At 41.5% G+C, this 17,902-nt stretch carries 19 protein-coding genes; 8 read left to right on the forward strand and 11 right to left on the reverse strand.

Annotation, left to right across the window (positions count from 1 at the left end; all coding sequences use genetic code 11):
• Positions 1-15: 15 nt before the first annotated feature.
• The 11 genes from ET464_RS10435 to ET464_RS10485 form a co-directional block, all read right to left on the reverse strand.
• A complete protein-coding gene (locus ET464_RS10435) occupies positions 16-1,116 on the reverse strand; it encodes a glycosyltransferase family 4 protein (protein WP_129440672.1) in 1,101 nt (366 codons plus the stop codon).
• A gap of 18 nt (positions 1,117-1,134) precedes the next feature.
• Positions 1,135-2,280: a glycosyltransferase family 4 protein gene (locus ET464_RS10440; protein ID WP_129440674.1), complete on the reverse strand. Its 1,146-nt coding sequence runs from the start codon at positions 2,278-2,280 to the stop codon at positions 1,135-1,137.
• A gap of 17 nt (positions 2,281-2,297) precedes the next feature.
• Entirely contained in the window at positions 2,298-3,227 is a 930-nt protein-coding gene (locus ET464_RS10445; RefSeq protein ID WP_208543848.1) for a glycosyltransferase family 2 protein, read from the reverse strand.
• A gap of 28 nt (positions 3,228-3,255) precedes the next feature.
• On the reverse strand, positions 3,256-3,807 hold the full coding sequence (locus tag ET464_RS10450; RefSeq protein ID WP_129440676.1) for an acyltransferase: 552 nt from the start codon (positions 3,805-3,807) through the stop codon (positions 3,256-3,258).
• Between the two features lie 19 nt (positions 3,808-3,826).
• Positions 3,827-5,077 (reverse strand): glycosyltransferase family 4 protein, encoded by a 1,251-nt coding sequence (locus tag ET464_RS10455; protein WP_129440678.1) that lies wholly within the window; start codon positions 5,075-5,077, stop codon positions 3,827-3,829.
• A 36-nt stretch (positions 5,078-5,113) separates the two neighbouring features.
• On the reverse strand, positions 5,114-6,247 hold the full coding sequence (gene gmd / locus ET464_RS10460; RefSeq protein WP_129440680.1) for a GDP-mannose 4,6-dehydratase: 1,134 nt from the start codon (positions 6,245-6,247) through the stop codon (positions 5,114-5,116).
• Between the two features lie 28 nt (positions 6,248-6,275).
• The gene (locus ET464_RS10465) at positions 6,276-7,214 is read right to left on the reverse strand and encodes a GDP-L-fucose synthase family protein (RefSeq protein WP_129440682.1); all 939 of its coding nucleotides are present in this window, start codon (positions 7,212-7,214) and stop codon (positions 6,276-6,278) included.
• A gap of 20 nt (positions 7,215-7,234) precedes the next feature.
• A complete protein-coding gene (locus tag ET464_RS10470; RefSeq protein ID WP_129440684.1) occupies positions 7,235-7,927 on the reverse strand; it encodes a sugar transferase in 693 nt (230 codons plus the stop codon).
• A gap of 7 nt (positions 7,928-7,934) precedes the next feature.
• Positions 7,935-8,834 carry a UTP--glucose-1-phosphate uridylyltransferase GalU gene (galU, locus tag ET464_RS10475; protein WP_129440686.1) on the reverse strand — a complete coding sequence of 300 codons (900 nt, stop codon included), beginning with the start codon at positions 8,832-8,834 and terminating at the stop codon, positions 7,935-7,937.
• 208 nt (positions 8,835-9,042) lie between these two features.
• Complete coding sequence (locus tag ET464_RS10480) at positions 9,043-9,723, reverse strand: CpsD/CapB family tyrosine-protein kinase (protein WP_129440688.1); 681 nt, start codon at positions 9,721-9,723, stop codon at positions 9,043-9,045.
• Positions 9,704-10,462 (reverse strand): YveK family protein, encoded by a 759-nt coding sequence (locus ET464_RS10485; protein ID WP_129440690.1) that lies wholly within the window; start codon positions 10,460-10,462, stop codon positions 9,704-9,706. The genes ET464_RS10480 and ET464_RS10485 overlap by 20 nt, the downstream gene beginning before the upstream one ends.
• Positions 10,463-10,817: 355 nt before the next feature.
• Here ET464_RS10485 and ET464_RS10490 point away from each other — a divergent pair, with 355 nt between their 5' ends.
• The 8 genes from ET464_RS10490 (at position 10,818) to ET464_RS10525 (ending at position 17,829) form a co-directional block, all read left to right on the forward strand.
• Positions 10,818-11,237 carry a VanZ family protein gene (locus tag ET464_RS10490; protein WP_165279973.1) on the forward strand — a complete coding sequence of 140 codons (420 nt, stop codon included), beginning with the start codon at positions 10,818-10,820 and terminating at the stop codon, positions 11,235-11,237.
• A 134-nt stretch (positions 11,238-11,371) separates the two neighbouring features.
• The gene (locus ET464_RS10495) at positions 11,372-12,004 is read left to right on the forward strand and encodes a helix-turn-helix transcriptional regulator (protein WP_244226493.1); all 633 of its coding nucleotides are present in this window, start codon (positions 11,372-11,374) and stop codon (positions 12,002-12,004) included.
• Positions 12,001-12,822 carry a pyruvate, water dikinase regulatory protein gene (locus ET464_RS10500; protein WP_244226494.1) on the forward strand — a complete coding sequence of 274 codons (822 nt, stop codon included), beginning with the start codon at positions 12,001-12,003 and terminating at the stop codon, positions 12,820-12,822. Before ET464_RS10495 ends, ET464_RS10500 begins: the two co-directional genes overlap by 4 nt.
• Before the next feature lie 166 nt (positions 12,823-12,988).
• A complete protein-coding gene (glpX, locus tag ET464_RS10505) occupies positions 12,989-13,957 on the forward strand; it encodes a class II fructose-bisphosphatase (protein ID WP_129440694.1) in 969 nt (322 codons plus the stop codon).
• A gap of 55 nt (positions 13,958-14,012) precedes the next feature.
• Positions 14,013-14,411 (forward strand): nucleoside-diphosphate kinase, encoded by a 399-nt coding sequence (gene ndk, locus ET464_RS10510; RefSeq protein WP_129440696.1) that lies wholly within the window; start codon positions 14,013-14,015, stop codon positions 14,409-14,411.
• A gap of 151 nt (positions 14,412-14,562) precedes the next feature.
• Complete coding sequence (locus ET464_RS10515) at positions 14,563-15,519, forward strand: carbohydrate ABC transporter permease (RefSeq protein ID WP_208543849.1); 957 nt, start codon at positions 14,563-14,565, stop codon at positions 15,517-15,519.
• A gap of 2 nt (positions 15,520-15,521) precedes the next feature.
• Positions 15,522-16,343, forward strand: coding sequence for a carbohydrate ABC transporter permease (locus tag ET464_RS10520; protein ID WP_425271768.1), 822 nt, complete (start codon positions 15,522-15,524; stop codon positions 16,341-16,343).
• Between the two features lie 67 nt (positions 16,344-16,410).
• Positions 16,411-17,829: an ABC transporter substrate-binding protein gene (locus ET464_RS10525; RefSeq protein ID WP_244226495.1), complete on the forward strand. Its 1,419-nt coding sequence runs from the start codon at positions 16,411-16,413 to the stop codon at positions 17,827-17,829.
• Positions 17,830-17,902 lie beyond the last annotated feature (73 nt).

Consider the following 17,902-nt stretch of genomic DNA (forward strand, 5'->3'; position numbering starts at 1 on the left):
TAAAATATTTATAAATTAGTAATTAATCCTGTAACTCTCAAATATCTTGTAATGTGATTCAGCCATTTTTTCAATAGTATATTTATTAGCTATTTCAATACATTTTGAACTATCTGTATAATTTTCATCACTCAGAACCTTAATAATTCCTTTGCTTAGTCCTTGTACATCATTAACTTCAATTATTTCACCAACAAGTTCTTTAATTAATTCAGTTCCAGCAACACACCTATTTGTAGTTATTACTGGAAGTCCGTATGCTAAAGCTTCGTTAACTACTAAACCCCAAATATCTTCTCTAGTAGGTAACACAAAAACATCCGCTGCCTTGTAATAATCGGATAGTTCTAACTTATTTAAAAAATCAATGAAATAAACATTCGTAAGCTTCATATCAGTTCGCATTTGAATGTATTCAGATGTTGGCTTACCACCAACAATGTAAACACCAACATTTTTTTCAAAGTCCTTACTAGCATTTAATAAAACATCATAGCCTTTACGATAAATAAATTGTCCAACTGAAAGGACCATTTTTTCTTCTTTTATTCCTAGTTTTTTTCTAATTTCAGTTTTTTCCTCAATTGAAACTGGTTTTTTTAGAACATTGGATTCTTTAATTGATGTGAAAGGGTAGACATAGATCTTTTCAGAACATGCTCCGTAATACTTCAGATAATCATTAGTAAGTTTCCCTGTACTAAGCCATCCTTCAGCAGAACTTATAAAATACTGCTTTATCTTATGTTTGATTTTCGATTCTTCTTGTTTTATTCCACCATCAATGTTTAAGAGAAATGGAATATTTCTAAGTTTCATATATTGAATGGCCAACATCCCAGATGGAGTATGGTATGCTCCTATTACAATTAGATCATACTTTTTTAATGATAAATATTTTATTACTTGCAAACTCAGTGCGTCGGCATCTCCAACCTTGATCCCTTTCATAAAGATACCTTTAAAGTTGGTGAATTCATCTGAATACCATTTTTTATCTCTACTTTTATCTTCATTACTTTCAAACAGAACTGTCAATTCACATTTTTTCCCTAATTCATTAAAAAAATCAACTCTGTATGGCGAAGGAATATTTGTAGTAAATAATACTTTCATAGTTTCACCTTTTATATTTTAATGAAAAACATTAAATATTTTTCTATATCCAGTATTATTTGATGCTTTAATACTTTTATCTTTTACATAATTAAATGCTTTAAATGAAACAATTTGATATTGCATTTGTTCCATTTCCGCATAATTTTCTATTACTTCAATAAATTTAGTTACTTCATTTACCGAAAATATATGGCCAAAGCCGTTTTCTTCAAAACATTCCCAGGGTGTTTGATCAGAAATAACTGCTGCACACCCCGCAGAGAGAGCTTCCTGTATAACATGTCCGTAGTTTTCTCCTAAAGTCGGAAATAAAAAAACGTGATGTTTTTTCAAGGAGGCTACAACTAGCTCCGATTCAACATCACCTTCGTATCGCCATTCAATATTTGCTGGTAGCTTATTTAGTTCTTCCAGACACATATTCCAATATTCCGGAACATGTACGGGTCCATAAATAGTAAATTCAATTTGACTTTTCACATGTTGTAAAATTTTAATTGCACCTAATAAATTTTTCTTAGGTGCAATTCTTGAAATCCAAACTACTTTTAATTTTCCAACTTCTTTGGGTTTAATAATGATTTCATTGTCAACTTTTCTCGGGAGATCCTCTGCTATAAAATAATTATTTCTTATTTTTATTTGTTGGTTAATTTCTTGAACTTCCATTTGTGTTGTTGCTGACCAGTATATATTTTTAAACATTCCTGTTAGATTAAAAATGGTAGTAAATAGCTTTTTTTTTCTGTATTTTAATTTGAACTCCATTGGAGAGAACAATCCCATTGCTGCCACTACTACTGGCTTTTTAATCATACCTAAACGTTTTAACAGTAATGTGTTAATTGCATAGTCATTAAAGCATCCGCAAACATAAACAAGATCCGCTTGATTGGTCAATGTCCTTATTATCTTGTAACCAAATCCTTTGGGTGGAACATAATAAACTTGGGCATTCCCTATATGATTCCAATCATTAACTTTAATATTGGGATATGCTTGTGTATCTCCATGATCTCTGTCGCAAGTTAGAATTCTAAAGTTATACTCTTCACCAAGATAATCAACAAGGTTCTGAATAGACCGGACAGGTCCGCCATCTTTATAGCCTGGTAAGTACCTGCCCATAATAATCAAGATATCTTTCTTGCCGTTTGTCATTGTTTTTCTCCTGCCTTTTATTCACTTGCTATACTTTTCAGTTCACCTTGAGGGTTCATCTTGCGGTCAAACTTTTCACATTCATACATTTTGGCATCGACCAAGAATCTGTACCAATAGGCTTGTAAGAAATGAAATATACGACCTTCTGGTCCATCCAGAAACCCTAGCTTAATATAGTATCTGTAAAAAAAATACAAATGCGCTCTAAAAAATTTGGGCAATCTATAGTATCCCTTATTTTTTACTTTACGTTTCCTCTTGGCTTGTTTTGTGGATTGTCCGTTTTCGATTAAATTTTCTTTCGTAGAGAAGTAGTTATCGACTGTCGTTTGGTAATCCAGGACTTCACGATTGCTATACCAATTATGCTTGTTAGTCCACCACTCTAAATTTTTCGTATTATTATCAATCAAATCACACTTAAAATTTATGAGCTTGCCTTCCGACAAAATCATATGCTCATCCATAATCTTTTGTTCACACATTGCCTTGCCGGTACGGAATATCCGAAGAAGCAATTCAGGATATCGACCTCCGTGCTTAATCCAACGTCCCATAAAATAGACCCTTCTACGAAGGACGACACCATTAATATCTTGCTTTAAACCAGGCAGCTCCATATTAATTTCTTCAACGAGGTCTTCCATCAATTCTTCGTCCGCATCCATTCGCATAGCCCATTCTGTTGTGATATTCGTGTTGGCTAAACCCCAATTTAGCTGAGTTGCATAATCAACCCATTTATTCTCATAAAAGTCAAGTCTACTGCCACTAGCCTGTAGTTCAGAATCAAGAATTCTACATAGCTGTTCGGTTCCATCTGTACTGTAGCTATCAATAATTACAAACCGTTTCGCAATTCCACGGAAGGATTCAATACATTTTCTTAAATTTTTTTCCTCATTTTTCGTAAGAATTACTACAGTAAGATCTACCATGGTCATTTCCTTTCCATAACGAAACAAAATGTGATTATAATCTTTTTATGACTTTTGCCGGGTTTCCAGCAATAACACAATTATCCTCGAAGACTCCACTTACAACTGCCCCTGCCCCAACTACACAACCTTCTCCCAAAATTGTTCCCTTCAATATTAAAGAATTGCAACCAATGAAGCAGTTCTTCCCTATAACGATCGGCCTTGCAGCAATTTTTTCTTTAATATCTGTATTTCTTGCTTCAACTTCTATTGGATGAAAATCATTATCCATTATTTTGGAATTACCGCCTATTAGCGTATTCTCCCCAATAGTTATAGAAGTTCTGGCATAAATGGTTGCACCCGAGATACCTACATTATTCCCTATTGCAATCTTCGAATCATGTGTTCTAGTCACGATAATCGTTCGCTGATACAGGCCAACTAAATTCGACAGAAATGAGGAATTAATGGTTACATTATCCCCAATTAACAGTTCCGCACCTTGCTTATTAAAGACGACTGGCACACCATTTAATTTTAAGTTTTCACCATATTGCACTCTCGTTGCTTTCATTAAAAGTTTAAACCAATTGCTATTCATAGTAATGACCTCTACTTTGTTAAATACTAATCTCTTGTATATATTTATTAATGGATACATCTTTAGTTAAGTTGTCAACCAAAAAGGATCTGGCTCGTCTACTCATTTCAGTTCGAATATCAGTGTCTTTTTCATACAAGAATCGTTCGATAATAGCTTCAACTGCCTTATAATTTCCTGGTTCAGTTACATAGCCGGAATTTGTTTCTTCAATTATTATTCTCGCTTCCGAGCCTTCCTCTAGTACCCCCAATATTGGTTTTCCTGCAGCCAGAATGCCATATAATTTACTTGGAACTGACACTCCTTTAATCCCTTTTGCATTAATACACCAGTGAACGTCCCCGGCATTTAAGCTGTAGTTTAACTCTGTTTTTTTTTGGTATGGAATAAATCTCACATTTGTAAGGTTGAAATCGCTTTTGTATTTAATCAAATTGTTCAAGACTGATCCTTCTCCAACAAAAGCAAAAACGACATCCTCTCTATCTTTGAATTTCTGAATAACATGCATTAAGTTCTCAAGATCGTAGTAGAGACCGATATTACCGGAATACATAAAGATAAATTTATCTTCCAGGTCATAGTTTTTCTTAAAAGCTCGTACTTCTTCATGATCAGACGGCAAAGGATAAATCTCCTTCTCATCAATCCAGTTATTAATAAAGGAATGATTAGGAACTGCTAATCCTTTAAAGCGTTCCTTTATCGTCTCAACCATATCACGCCCAACCACGATGACCTTATCTGCATTTTTGCAACTGAATTTGTCAAACCACATCATTGCATTTAGTATTAACTTGTTATTGCTATAACCAATGGCCATTGTCTGCTCGGGATTGAAGTCTTGAATATTGTAAATATATTTTGCCCTCTTCATCCATTTGCCCCAAACTCCAAGTAGACCACCTAGAACCGGCGGTTGTGAAATGGAATAGACATAATCCATATTTTTAACCTTAAATGTTGCGAGCATTGCACCAGCAAAATAAGCTGTAATATTTTTAATTCTGCTTATTTTATTGCTTTTAGTGAATTCAGGGACACGAACTCGAATAATGTTGACACCATTTATTTGTTCTTTGAAGAATAACCGTTTTTTATATTCAGCAGGAATCGTTCCGGTGTAAGATGGCACCACACAGATCACAGTAATTTCAAATGAGCCAACCATGCCTTCAGCTAATTCTTTTAATATTTGGCCAGTAGAAGCAACATCCGGATGATAATAATGTGCATAAATTAATAACTTTTGTTTTCGAAAACTCATCACCAAACCCCATCCTTCAGATCAAACAAATTTAGCTTAAGCTAATACACGACTGTTGTTTGCATTCAAATGATTCATTCCTACTGCCCCATCAAACATTTTTTTACTTACTGTTTCTTGACTAACCTTATTCATGTCATAATTCACCATGACACTTACTAGTTGTTCAAAAGAAGTCTTGGTAGGATTCCATCCAAGCAACGTTTTGGCTTTTGTCGGATTGCCTAACAGTTGTTCTACTTCAGCCGGTCTAAATAACTGCGGGTCAATCTCAACAATTACTTCACCTGTTTTTACGCTTATTCCCTTTTCGTTGATTCCTTCGCCCACCCACTTCAAATCGATATTAACTTGTTTGAATGCTAGTTCTACAAATTCACGTACAGAGTGCATTTCTCCCGTTGCAATAACGAAATCTTCCGGTTCTTCATGTTGAAGAATAAGCCACATGCACTCGACATAATCCTTGGCATACCCCCAGTCACGTAAAGAATCAAGATTTCCTAATTTCAATTTGTTTTGTTTGCCTTGTGCAATTCTTGCAGCAGCAAGTGTAATCTTACGCGTGACAAATGTTTCGCCGCGGCGCTCAGACTCGTGGTTAAACAAGATTCCGTTAACTGCAAACATGTTATAAGATTCACGATAGTTTTTAGTGATCCAATACCCATAAATTTTCGCGGCACCATAAGGGGAACGAGGATAAAATGGTGTATTCTCTGTTTGTGGAACTTCTTGAACTTTGCCATATAGCTCGGACGTAGAAGCCTGATATACACGAGTTTTGTCTGAAAGCCCTAATATTCTTACAGCTTCAAGAATATTTAAAGTACCTTTTCCGTCTACGTCTAATGTGTATCCAGGCATATCAAACGAAACTCGCACATGAGACTGCGCTGCCAAGTTATAGATTTCATCCGGTTGGATTTCGCTAATCAAGCGAGTAATATTCTGAGCATCAGTTACATCTCCATAATGCAAATGAAAATTGCGATTGTTTTCTAATGCATTTGATTCTTCTTCAGTGAGCAGATCCTCAAGACGCTCCTGATTGTAGGAAGAACTTCGACGTATTATCCCGTGTACCTCATACCCTTTTTCTAGTAGAAATTCTGCCAAGTAAGATCCATCTTGTCCCGTTACACCAGTAACAATTGCACGTTTCGTCATTAGATCGCTTCCTCCACACTCAAAATTGTTATTGTCTGACTAAATAATCCTTTTGAAACGTATCGTATACGGCTCTTATTCCCTCTTCGAGCGGAATTGAAGCTTTCCAGCCGAGTTCATTAATCCTTGTCACATCAACAAGTTTTCGCGGCGTGCCATCTGGTATAGAAGAATTGAATACGACTTCTCCCTCATAACCAACAACATCTTTGATTAGGTAAGCCAGTTCTTTAATTGAGATATCTTCACCAACACCAATATTTACAATTTCGTTTCCCTCAAAATTGTTCATTAAAAATAAGCAAGCGTCTGCCAAGTCATCAGCATGAAGAAACTCCCGACGCGGTAAGCCTGTTCCCCATACCTCAACTTGAATTGCGTGATTAACTTTCGCTTCATGAAATTTACGAATAAGAGCAGGAAGAACATGTGAAGTTTTAAGATCAAAGTTATCATTTGGGCCATACATATTCGTTGGCATTACTGAGATATAGTTAGTTCCATACTGTCTGTTATAAGATTGGCACATAGTTATTCCTGCAATTTTTGCAATTGCATAGGGCTGATTCGTAGGCTCAAGCTCCCCAGTCAATAGGTACTCTTCTTTCATTGGCTGAGGTGCAAATTTTGGATAAATACAGGTTGATCCTAAGAATAGAAGCTTTTTTACTCCAAAACGGTAAGCTGCATCTATTACATTCGTTTGAATAAGCAAATTATCCCTTATAAAATCAGCCGGATATTCACTGTTTGCAACAATCCCCCCAACCTTTGCAGCAGCAAGAAATACGTAATCGATTTTTTCTTGTTCAAAAAAATGAAAAACTGAATTGCGATCTTGAAGATCCAATTCAGTTCTTGAACGCAAAACCGTATTCGAGTAACCATTTTTATGTAATGCTCTCGTTATCGCAGAGCCAACCAACCCTCGATGACCAGCCACATAGATCGTGGAATTAATATCCATATTTATTCAACTCCTCATAACTAGTATGCATCTTGGGACCCTCTTAAAGCCCTCGCAGTCTTTATCAAGATCTTTATATCCATCCCAATATTGCGTTTATGAATATATTCCAAATCAAGTTCAACCATCTCTTTAAAGCCCAGACGATTTCGACCGCTGACTTGCCAGAGACCGGTGCAACCAGGCAAAATACTTAAACGTTTTTTATCATATGCTGTATATTCTTCTACTTCACGCGGCAGAGGGGGACGTGGTCCTACTAACGACATGTCCCCACGAATTACATTCCAAAGCTGAGGCAGCTCATCGATGCTGGTACGCCGTATGAATCCTCCTATTCGAGTTATTCGAGGATCGTCTTTGATTTTAAACATAGCCCCTTTAATCTCGTTTCTATCCAGCAAATTTTCCAGTAATTCTTCTGCGTTCGTTACCATGGATCGGAATTTGTACATTCGAAAAGGTTTTTCGTCCTTACCTACACGAGTCTGATAAAAGAATACAGAACCTTTCGGATCCTCTAACTTAATCAAAATAGAGACAATAATAAATAGAGGTGACAAAAAAGCTAAACCAATAAAAGCTAGTGTAAAATCCATCATTCGTTTCACCACTAAATATTTTTCTGTAGTTCTAGTTTTTCCATCAGCAAAAGTGGTATAATTCCCCTCTATAACGGCTTCAGTATCATTTCGCTGCGGCGTAGGAGACATGTACTATTCACCTCATTAAGGTATTTATTTTACCTAGGTGTTCACGCTCTACAATTGTTTCCAATTTAGCTAATAGAGGTACACTAAGTTCTGGGTTTTGAAGAGCGAATTCAAGTGTTGTCATAATAAATCCAAGTTTTTCTCCCACATCATAACGAGTACCCTGGAAGTCGAATGCATAAACTCCTTGAATTTCATTCAATTTCTGAATTGCATCGGTAAGCTGAATTTCTCCTCCAGCACCAGCTTCTTGTTGTTCAAGGAATGTAAATATATCAGGCGTCAAAATATATCTGCCCATAATGGCAAGATTAGATGGAGATTGCCCTGGTGCAGGTTTTTCAACAAAAGTTTCAACTTCGTATAATCGACCAAGTTTTTTTACCGGAGCAACAATTCCGTACCGATGTGTTTCATTATCAAGTACAGTCTGTACGCCTATTACCGACTTCTGCACTTGCTCATATTGTTCTGCCAATTGCCGAATGCACGGTGTATCTGCTTGAACAATGTCATCTCCGAGCAAAACAGCAAATGGCTCATTTCCAATAAAGTTTCTGGCGCACCAGACAGCATGACCGAGTCCTTTAGCTTCTTTTTGTCTAATGTAGTGAATATCAACGTTTGAAGAACGTTGTACTTCATCAAGCAGATCAAATTTTCCTTTGCTGAACAAATTATTTTCAAGCTCAAAAGCATGATCAAAATGATCTTCAATGGCACGCTTACCCTTACCGGTAACAATAATAATGTCTTCTATTCCTGATTCTATTGCTTCTTCAACAATATATTGAATTGTTGGTTTATCTACGATAGGGAGCATTTCTTTGGGCATCGCCTTCGTAGCGGGCAAAAACCTTGTGCCAAGACCAGCTGCAGGAATGATCGCTTTTTTTACTTTTTTCATTTTTACAACCCCTACCCTTCGATTTTTTTTTAAAAATTCCAGCTATATTCATTTGTATAAAACGAATATAGCTGGAATTTTTAAATGGGGCATTTAACCCCGCCTCTCGTCACGCCTTCGACAATTATGTCTAAGGTTTGTTTAACCCACAGCGTGACCGAGTGCCTCCAATGATAAAGGTTTAGTAGGCATTACCTTTGAAGCAGTTTTATCCGTAATATTTCATATAGAATATATCTTGATCATCCTTACTTGTTTGATTAAGTACAAAGCCAATCATAGATGCGTTCACGTGTTCTAATTGTTTGATTGCTTTGTTCAGATGCTGTTTCTTCACTCTGCCCGCACCAGCAACTAGGATGACACCGTCGCATAAAGTACTAATGATTGACCCATCAATCACAGCCAATATTGGGGGCGTATCAATTAATACAATTTCGTATTTATCTCGCAGTTGAGTTAAGAATTCTCGCATATTCTCAGAAGACAATAATTCAGAAGGGTTCTCAGGGATAGGTCCGGAAGGAAGAATAGACAAGTTGTCTATGATAGTATCTTGGATTGCTGATTCAATTGAAGATGGATGGGATAATATTGTGCTCAACCCAAGTCGGTTAGTTTTTTCAAAAACTTGATGAAGAGAGGGCTTTCTCATGTCGGCATCGATTAACAAAACCTTTTTTCCCTCTTGAGCATAAGTAACTGCAAGGTTGCTGACTGTTGTGGTTTTGCCTTCACCGGCCACTGATGACGTAACCATTATGATTTGTAACGAATGCTCTAATGAACTGTATTGAATATTTGTTCTTAAAGTTCTATACACTTCGGAAATCGGTGATTTGGGATTAACAGTTACAATTAAACTGCTGTCATTGATTGAGCGTCGCATATGAAGTGTCACCTACTTGTTTGTTGTTATTTACAACCATTTTGCGCGAGGCTTTTAAATCATCTTTAGAAATCTTCCCTACAACAGCTAGAACCGGGAGCTGGAGCAGCTCTCCAACTTCGTTCTCCGTCTTCAAAGTATCGTCCAGATAATCAATGAAAAAAACAATTCCGATTGCAATCATAAGTGAGATAATAAAACTGATTATAATATTCATAATTGGATTAAAATTAATTGGTGAAGGATTTGCCTCAGGATCCGCCTTTGTTAATATCGTTATGTTGTCAATACTCATAATATTTGGAATTTGATCTTTAAACACTTCAGCTACTGCGTTCACAATATCAGCTGCTTTTTTATAAGAATAATCCTGATAAGATAAATTCATAACCTGAGAGTTACTAGCTGCAGTCACCGATATTTTAGCTGCAATTTCCCCAGGGCTAGCATTTAAATCAGGATACTTCTCCACTACTTTGTCCATAATAGCCTCTGACTTAATAATTTCTTTGTAAGAATTAATTAAATAAAAACTAGTCTGAATGTTGCCTACATTAACAGAAGTCACTTGATCATTAGTCCCATTGGATTGATTGACAATAATTTTTGAGTTAGCAAAATATATAGGTGTTGTTAAAACAGTGCTTTTAATTGCTGCAGCAGTAACCCCTGCAAAGACAATCAATGCGATAAGCCACCACTTCTTAGCCATAATCTTAAAATATTGTTTCAGTTCCATAGCCCTAAAAACCCCCGCTCAATTCTAATATGATAGGTAGTTAAACCTATATTCCAATATAACGTCCGACAAAAATAAACAAGATTACAGGATATGTCACAATCAAATGATACAATATGTATTGTTTACATCCACTACTTTAAGATACAGAATGTAACATGTCAACCCTTATTTCAATTGTTTTCAATTGTTTGACACAAAATGTATCAATTCATTCAATGGTAACGTTTGCAATAGATCAACAGCTCGCCATCCATTCCCCTTTCGTCTATACCCTTAACTTGCATATATTTGGTTTCAGGGGTTATAGTTTTCTACTATATAATAGAAGCGTTTTCACAAAAGGAGGATCCACGTGCGCATCACACTTACAATCATCTGGGCAATCGCCCTGTTCATCTTCACTTGCTCCTTCAATTTCCACCAACTAATCACGGAGCACTACATTCATTTCGTCCACAACTCTCATCCCGATTGGTCGGAACTGTTCAAGCTGGACTTTGAGTTTGACGATTCGGAATGGGTTACGCGCAAAATCGGCCATTTTGTCGGATTCGGATTGCTTGGGGTACTGGCGTCGAACTTTGGCAAATATAAGTCTGCTTTCTTGTATTCTGTAATGTACGCAGCTTTAACGGAGGTGCTGCAGTTGTTTTTCTTCCGTGGCGGACGGATATATGACATCATAAATGATTCCGCAGGCATCCTGTTTGCTTATGTAGTGTGTCGTATTGTTTTCGGGACAAGCCAGAGACATAAAAGAAAGGTCAAATAATACGGTTTTTTCTATATATTGTGTACTATTTTTCAATATGCTATATTATTAATCGGAATCGATAGACAATATGATATTCATGTCATTCTATTGGCGCTTAGGAGGAGTAGCTTATCCAACTTACGACAAGGCAATTGGAACTGCTTGATCTGGTTAAAAAGCATGCGCCGGTTACCGGCGATCAATTGGCTGAGCATCTAGGCGTTAGCCGCCCGACACTCAGGTCTGATTTGTCACTGCTTGTCATGCTGGGCATGCTGGATGCTAAGCCGAAGGTTGGTTATTTCCTCGGAAATGTACTGGATACGGGGAACAGGTCCGCGCGGCTTTTTCAATCGATTACGGTTCGAGAAGTGATGGGGATTCCTGTAAATATTCCAGATAAGCTGTCCGTTCATGACGCGGTTATTACATTGTTTACCGAAAATGCCGACACGCTCCTCATTGTGAATGATCACAAACGGTTTGTGGGTATCGTTACACCTAAGGATTTGCTGAAAATCACTCTCGGCAATTCATCTGCCGCTGCGATTCCGATCAGCCTGGTAATGACCCGTTATCCCAATATTGTAACGGTTCTGCCGGATGACTCTGTATTAAGCGCTATACATAAAATGCTCCTTCACCAGGTGGATTGTTTGCCGGTTATTAACCCGAATCCAGATGTTATGCAGCTGCCGGAAGTTGCCGGTTGGCTGTCCAAATCCAACATCGTCCGCTTGATGTCTGACGCATCGGCAGCGGAACAGGGGGAAGCTTGCCTATGATGCCACTACAGGATCAGGAGCAGCAGTACATCTATGTATGCTCTGATGCGGTTGGGGAAACCGCTGAAGCTGTCGCCAAAGCAACGCTTCGGCAATTCTCATCCTCAACATCGGTAAAGGTGAAGCGGTACGGCCATATTAAGACCGAAGATGAAATTGCGGAAATTGTGAAAGAAGCAGCCGCTCATGGCGGTTTCATCAGCTACACGCTTGTCCTGCCTGAACTTCGTGAAGCGATGCGGCTGGAAGCTGTGCGGCAGGGCGTTCCTGCTGTAGATGTCATGGGGCCGATGATGGAAGCTTTCATTGATACGTTCGGCAGCTTCCCGAAACGGACGCCCGGCTTGCTGCATTCCATCGATGCCGATTACATCCGCCGGATGGAGGCCATTGAGTTCGCTGTCCGTTATGATGACGGTAAAGATGCGCGGGGCTTCACGCAAGCGGAAGTTGTGCTGATTGGCGTATCCCGCACATCGAAAACGCCGTTAAGCATCTTCTTGTCCCATAAAGGCATACGGACCGCTAATCTTCCGCTGATGCCGGAGGTGAAAGTTCCACCGGAGCTGACAACCGGTCCGGGAAGGCTTATCGTTGGTCTGACGATGAATCCCGAACAGCTTCTCGGCATTCGAACGGAGCGGTTAAAAGCGCTTGGCCTTCCGGCTCCAAGCCATTATGCGTCGCTCGAACGCATTATGGAGGAAATGAACTATGCATCCGAAATCATGGAATCGCTTGGCTGTCCTGTTATTGATGTAACGAACCGGGCTATTGAGGAAACGGCCGGTATTATAATGAATTGGCTTTATCGCTAGTGGACAGGTATGGAATTTGTTCAAATGGCAACAACGAAAGTAGATGCCCGTTTATAAGCAGCACTGATAATGCGAGCGAAGCTTTCGACTATAGCTTGCTGAGGCAGGCCTAGGGCTCAGAAAGCCCGGTCAAGCCGACGCTTTTATATGAGAGGGTGTATAGCAAATGGAACGCGAACTTTCACTTGAGCTTATTCGGGTAACCGAGCTGGCCGCTTTGGCTTCTGCCCCATGGATGGGACGCGGCGACAAGAACGCCGCCGATGGTGCGGCTACAGAGGCCATGCGCCGAATGTTCGACACCGTATCGATTCAAGGAACGGTAGTCATTGGCGAAGGGGAAATGGATGAAGCGCCTATGCTCTACATCGGTGAGCAGGTTGGCAGCATGAATGGACCTGAAGTAGATGTAGCCGTAGATCCGCTGGAAGGCACAGAACTTGTAACTAAAGGCTTGAACAACGCGCTTGCTGTACTGGCCGTTGCACCAAAAGGACAGCTTCTCCATGCTCCCGATATGTATATGGAAAAGCTGGCGGTTGGCCCGGCTCTGGCAGGCAAATTAAGCCTTGATGACCCCATCCACACAACAGTGGAGAAAGCCGCTCTTGCGCTTGGCAAACCGGTTTCGGATTTGACCGTTATGCTTCTGGACCGCGAACGGCATGAACAGATGATTACGGAACTCCGCAGAATGGGTGTGCGCATCAAGTTCCTGTCCAATGGTGATGTAGCCGGAGCGATGGCGCCGGCATTCCCGGAAACCGGCATCGATCTGTATGTCGGATCGGGCGGCGCTCCTGAAGGCGTGCTTGCTGCAGCTGCTCTTAAATGTTTAGGCGGTGAACTTCAAGGCCGCTTGCTGCCAGAAAATGAAGAACAATATGAACGGTGCTTGTCGATGGGCCTTACCGACCCAAGGAAACTGCTTCATGTGGATGACATGGTTGGCACCAGCGACGTCATGTTTGCCGCAACAGGTGTAACACCTGGGGAATTCCTTGGCGGCGTCCGTTATTTCCCGGATCAGCGTGCAGAAACTCATTCCATGGTTATGCGTGCTCAAACCCGGACCGTTCGCTACATTAGAACATTGCACTATTTGCCTAACAAACCGCTGCTTCGCGATAAATAAAAGGAAACCGAAGCGCGGAAATTTACATTCACCTATTTAGGAGGACACAGTATACATGTCACGTACGTTTGTTATGGTTAAACCGGATGGAGTAGAACGCGGCCTGATTGGAGAAATCGTTGCCCGTTTTGAATGCAAAGGATTCAAAATTAAAGAAGCTAAGCTGATGCAAATTGAGCGTTCCTTGGCTGAAACGCACTATGGCGAGCATAAAGAGCGCCCTTTCTTCGGTGATTTGGTCGACTTCATTACTTCCGGTCCGGTATTTGCCATGGTACTGGAAGGGAAGGACGCAGTGAAGAATGCCCGCTCCCTGATCGGCAAAACCAATCCGGCAGATGCCGAGCCAGGAACGATTCGCGGCGATCTTGCGATGGACGTGTCCTCCAACATTATTCACGGATCGGATTCCGATGAAAGCGCAGAGCGTGAAATCAAATTGTTTTTCCAGTAAAAGCAGCATCCTTCAGCAGGCCGTTCCCGGCCTGCTTTTTATTTTGCCCCGAATTTTCTCTTTTTTACAGTTTCTTCAATTCCCACTGACATGCCTCTAACATTCTATCTTTACCCTAACAATAGATTTTCGTTAAGAGAGGATGGAAGCTATGGCTATAACCAGGCAAGAGGTTAACTTGCAATCCGCGCCGCAAAGACCCGCAATCAAAGAGCATATTCCTGCCTCCTTTCGCCGCCGGTGGAAGGATCACGTGCTGGGTTACTTTTTTTTAGCCCCTTCGCTTGTGTTGTTTGGCATCTTTTTATTTTATCCGCTTGTGCAGTCGGTTTACTTAAGCTTTCACTTAACCGATCCGAGAGGAAGAATCGCAGCTTTTGTCGGTCTGGACAACTACTCCCACTTATTGTCGTCTTCCGTATTCTGGAACAGCCTTAAGGTTACGGTCTATTACGCTTTATATACGGTTCCGGCCGGCATAATGATCGGTATCGTAACGGCCGGGCTTGTCCATACAAAACTTCGCGGCATGCGGCTGTTCCAGTTTCTGTTTTCGGTACCGGTCGCCATGTCGGTGAGCACCTCGTCTGTGATATGGATGATCTTGTTCCATCCTACAATGGGCATGCTGAATTACTTCCTGAACAAGCTAGGCTTCTCTTCGGTCCAGTGGCTGACGGACGATGCTTGGGCGCTTGTTTCTATCGCAATTATGACCGTCTGGATGAACTCCGGCCTTCATTTCATCATTTTGCTGAGCGGATTGCAGAGCATTCCGGAAGACATCATAGAAAGCGCTAAAATCGACGGCTCAGGCCCAGTTCGCACGTTCATTCGCATAGTGCTTCCGCTGCTGTCGCCTACGATTTTTTTTCTGATCGTACTTTCGGTTATGAGCGCATTCCAGTCATTTGGACAAATTCATATTTTGACCAAAGGCGGGCCGGCGGGAGCTACAGACGTATTCGTATATTCCATCTACCGCGAAGCGTTTATGAATTACCAGTTCGGTACCGGCAGTGCGCTTTCGCTCGTGCTGTTCGCCATTATTTTGCTGCTGACCGCCATTCAATTCCTGTTTCTTGAAAAGAAGGTGCATTATCAATGATCATTCAGCGTCTGATTCGTCCTGCTGTTGTTTATGTGCTGCTGACTGCAGCAGCCATCCTGGTCGTTTACCCGGTGCTGTACGCTATTCTTCAAACGTTTATGACAACGGAAGAAGCAAGCGCTTATCCGCCTAAGCTGTTTCCATCCAGCCTCTATCTGGGAGGAGTCCGCAAAGTAATGGAACTTGTTCCGATCGGTTCCTTTATCGGGAACAGTTTTGTTGTCTCGGCCGCTATTATGACCGGACAAGTGATCATTGCAAGCCTTGCAGCTTATGCGTTTGTATACATCCGGTTTATCGGCAGCAAATTCTGGTTTGCCTTGTTTTTATCCACGATGATGGTTCCGTGGGAAGTGACAATCATCCCTAACTATTTAACGGTCAAAGCTTGGGGATGGCTTGACACCTATAGCGCGCTTATCGTCCCGTTTCTCGCATCGGCTTTTGGCGTCTTTTTGCTCCGCCAATACTTTTTGCAGCTGCCGCGCGAGCTGTATGAGGCCGCCCGAATGGACGGCTGCTCGCACGGAAGGCATTTTGCCGGGATTGTATTGCCCTTGTCCCGCCCGATTATCGCTACGCTCGCTGTTTATTCTTTCCTGCAAGCCTGGAACACGTATTTATGGCCGCTGCTGGTAACTAACAGCGATGGCATGCGAACGGTGCAAATTGGCGTCAGCATGCTGCAATTCGAGGAAGTAACCGCATGGAACCTCGTTTTGTGCGGCATCACGCTCATGCTGCTGCCCTCTCTGCTCATTCTTGTTTTTGGCTTAAAACAGCTTGTTCGAGGGATTGCCGCAGGCGCTGTCAAAGGCTGATGCCTGCTTCATTCATGTGGACTTGCGCCAACAGGCGCTTCCAAATATAAATAAGGGAGAGAACACAATGGGTAACAAAAAAGTGCTGATTCCGCTCGCAACGGCAGCCATTATGGTCGTTTTGGCAGCTTGCAGCAATTCGGCGAATACAACAACGGGAAGCGGCTCTACGAATACGAAGGATGCTGCGACAACCGAGCCGACAGCACAAACCGCAGCAGGCGGCAGTACATCTGCAACTGGCACCAACACGCCAATTAAAGTCACCTGGTGGCATTCCATGGGAGGCGAAGTCGGCAAAGCGGCGACGGAACTCGTCAAGCAATTTAACGAAACGCATCCTGATATTCAAGTGGAAGAAGTGTATCAAGGGGCTTATGACGAAAGCTTAAACAAAATGAAAGCGTCCATGGATTCCAAAAGCGGTCCGTCGCTTATTCAGGTTTACGAGATTGGTTCCCGTTATATGATCGACTCCGGGGCCATTACGCCGGTACAAAATTTTATTGATGCGGAAGGTTACGACCTGTCGCAAATCGAAAAAAACATTGCCGGCTACTATACGTTTGACGGCAAGCTGTATTCGATGCCTTTTAACACGTCCAATCCGATCCTCTATTACAATAAAAACCTGTTCAAAGAAGCGGGTCTTGATCCGGAGAAACCGCCGGCTACATTCGATGAAGTAAAGCAGGACGCTTTGGCTATTACGAACAAAACCGGCAAATCCGGCGCATCCTTTGCGATCTACGGCTGGTTCATGGAGCAGCTGCTGGCGAACCAAGGCAAAGAATTCGTGAACAATGGCAACGGCCGCACCGGTACTGCTACGGAATCGCTGGTTAACAGCGATGCGGCAGTAAATACGCTGAAATGGTGGAAGGACCTGATCGACAGCAAAGCCGCCATCAACCTCGGACGCAAAACCGATGATACGAAAAAAGCTTTCCTTGCCGGACAAATCGGCATGACGCTGGATTCCACCGCATCCCTGCGCGGTATTGTGGACGGAGCCGGCAGCAACTTCGAAGTCGGAACCGCCTTCCTGCCGAAGGCTTCCGCATCGGATCAAGGCGGCGTTGTCGTTGGCGGCGCCAGCTTGTGGATCTTGAACAATAAGCCGGAAGCCGAGCAAAAAGCGGCATGGGAGTTCATCAAATTCCTGGCGCAGCCGGAATCGCAAGCTTACTGGCACATCAGCACAGGTTACTTCCCGATTACAACCAAAGCCTATGAACAGCAAAGCGTCATCGACAATATGGCCAAATACCCTCAATTCAAAACAGCGGTTGACCAGCTCCATGCTACTAATCTGACGACCGCAACCCAAGGCGCCGTAATCGGTGTCTTCCCTGAAGCCCGCCAGCTCGTCGAAAGCGCAGTAGAAGAAACGTTTAACGGCAAAGACGCTAAAGCTGCTCTAGACTCGGCAGCAAAAGCGATCACGGAGAAGATCGGGAACTATAACAAGACGGTTAAGAAGTAATTAAGATTTGAAGGTTTAAGTTGCTAAAAGAAGCCTGTCCTAAAGGACAGGCTTCTTTTAATGCTGTGAACTT

It is taken from the genome of Paenibacillus protaetiae, assembly GCF_004135365.1.
Lineage (GTDB): Bacteria > Bacillota > Bacilli > Paenibacillales > Paenibacillaceae > Paenibacillus_AP > Paenibacillus_AP protaetiae.

Excerpts from the sequence above, each read along its gene's own strand:
- galU (WP_129440686.1), bottom strand. The coding sequence starts at position 8,834 with ATGAAAAAAGTAAAAAAAGCGATCATTCCTGCAGCTGGTCTTGGCACA.
- ET464_RS10485 (WP_129440690.1), bottom strand. The coding sequence starts at position 10,462 with ATGGAACTGAAACAATATTTTAAGATTATGGCTAAGAAGTGGTGGCTT.
- glpX (WP_129440694.1), top strand. The coding sequence starts at position 12,989 with ATGGAACGCGAACTTTCACTTGAGCTTATTCGGGTAACCGAGCTGGCC.
- ET464_RS10480 (WP_129440688.1), bottom strand. The coding sequence starts at position 9,723 with ATGCGACGCTCAATCAATGACAGCAGTTTAATTGTAACTGTTAATCCC.
- ET464_RS10525 (WP_244226495.1), top strand. The coding sequence starts at position 16,411 with ATGGGTAACAAAAAAGTGCTGATTCCGCTCGCAACGGCAGCCATTATG.
- ET464_RS10500 (WP_244226494.1), top strand. The coding sequence starts at position 12,001 with ATGATGCCACTACAGGATCAGGAGCAGCAGTACATCTATGTATGCTCT.
- ET464_RS10455 (WP_129440678.1), bottom strand. The coding sequence starts at position 5,077 with ATGAGTTTTCGAAAACAAAAGTTATTAATTTATGCACATTATTATCAT.
- ET464_RS10465 (WP_129440682.1), bottom strand. The coding sequence starts at position 7,214 with ATGGATATTAATTCCACGATCTATGTGGCTGGTCATCGAGGGTTGGTT.
- ET464_RS10515 (WP_208543849.1), top strand. The coding sequence starts at position 14,563 with ATGGCTATAACCAGGCAAGAGGTTAACTTGCAATCCGCGCCGCAAAGA.
- gmd (WP_129440680.1), bottom strand. The coding sequence starts at position 6,247 with ATGACGAAACGTGCAATTGTTACTGGTGTAACGGGACAAGATGGATCT.
- ET464_RS10470 (WP_129440684.1), bottom strand. The coding sequence starts at position 7,927 with ATGTCTCCTACGCCGCAGCGAAATGATACTGAAGCCGTTATAGAGGGG.
- ET464_RS10445 (WP_208543848.1), bottom strand. The coding sequence starts at position 3,227 with ATGACCATGGTAGATCTTACTGTAGTAATTCTTACGAAAAATGAGGAA.
- ET464_RS10440 (WP_129440674.1), bottom strand. The coding sequence starts at position 2,280 with ATGACAAACGGCAAGAAAGATATCTTGATTATTATGGGCAGGTACTTA.
- ndk (WP_129440696.1), top strand. The coding sequence starts at position 14,013 with ATGTCACGTACGTTTGTTATGGTTAAACCGGATGGAGTAGAACGCGGC.
- ET464_RS10435 (WP_129440672.1), bottom strand. The coding sequence starts at position 1,116 with ATGAAAGTATTATTTACTACAAATATTCCTTCGCCATACAGAGTTGAT.
- ET464_RS10450 (WP_129440676.1), bottom strand. The coding sequence starts at position 3,807 with ATGAATAGCAATTGGTTTAAACTTTTAATGAAAGCAACGAGAGTGCAA.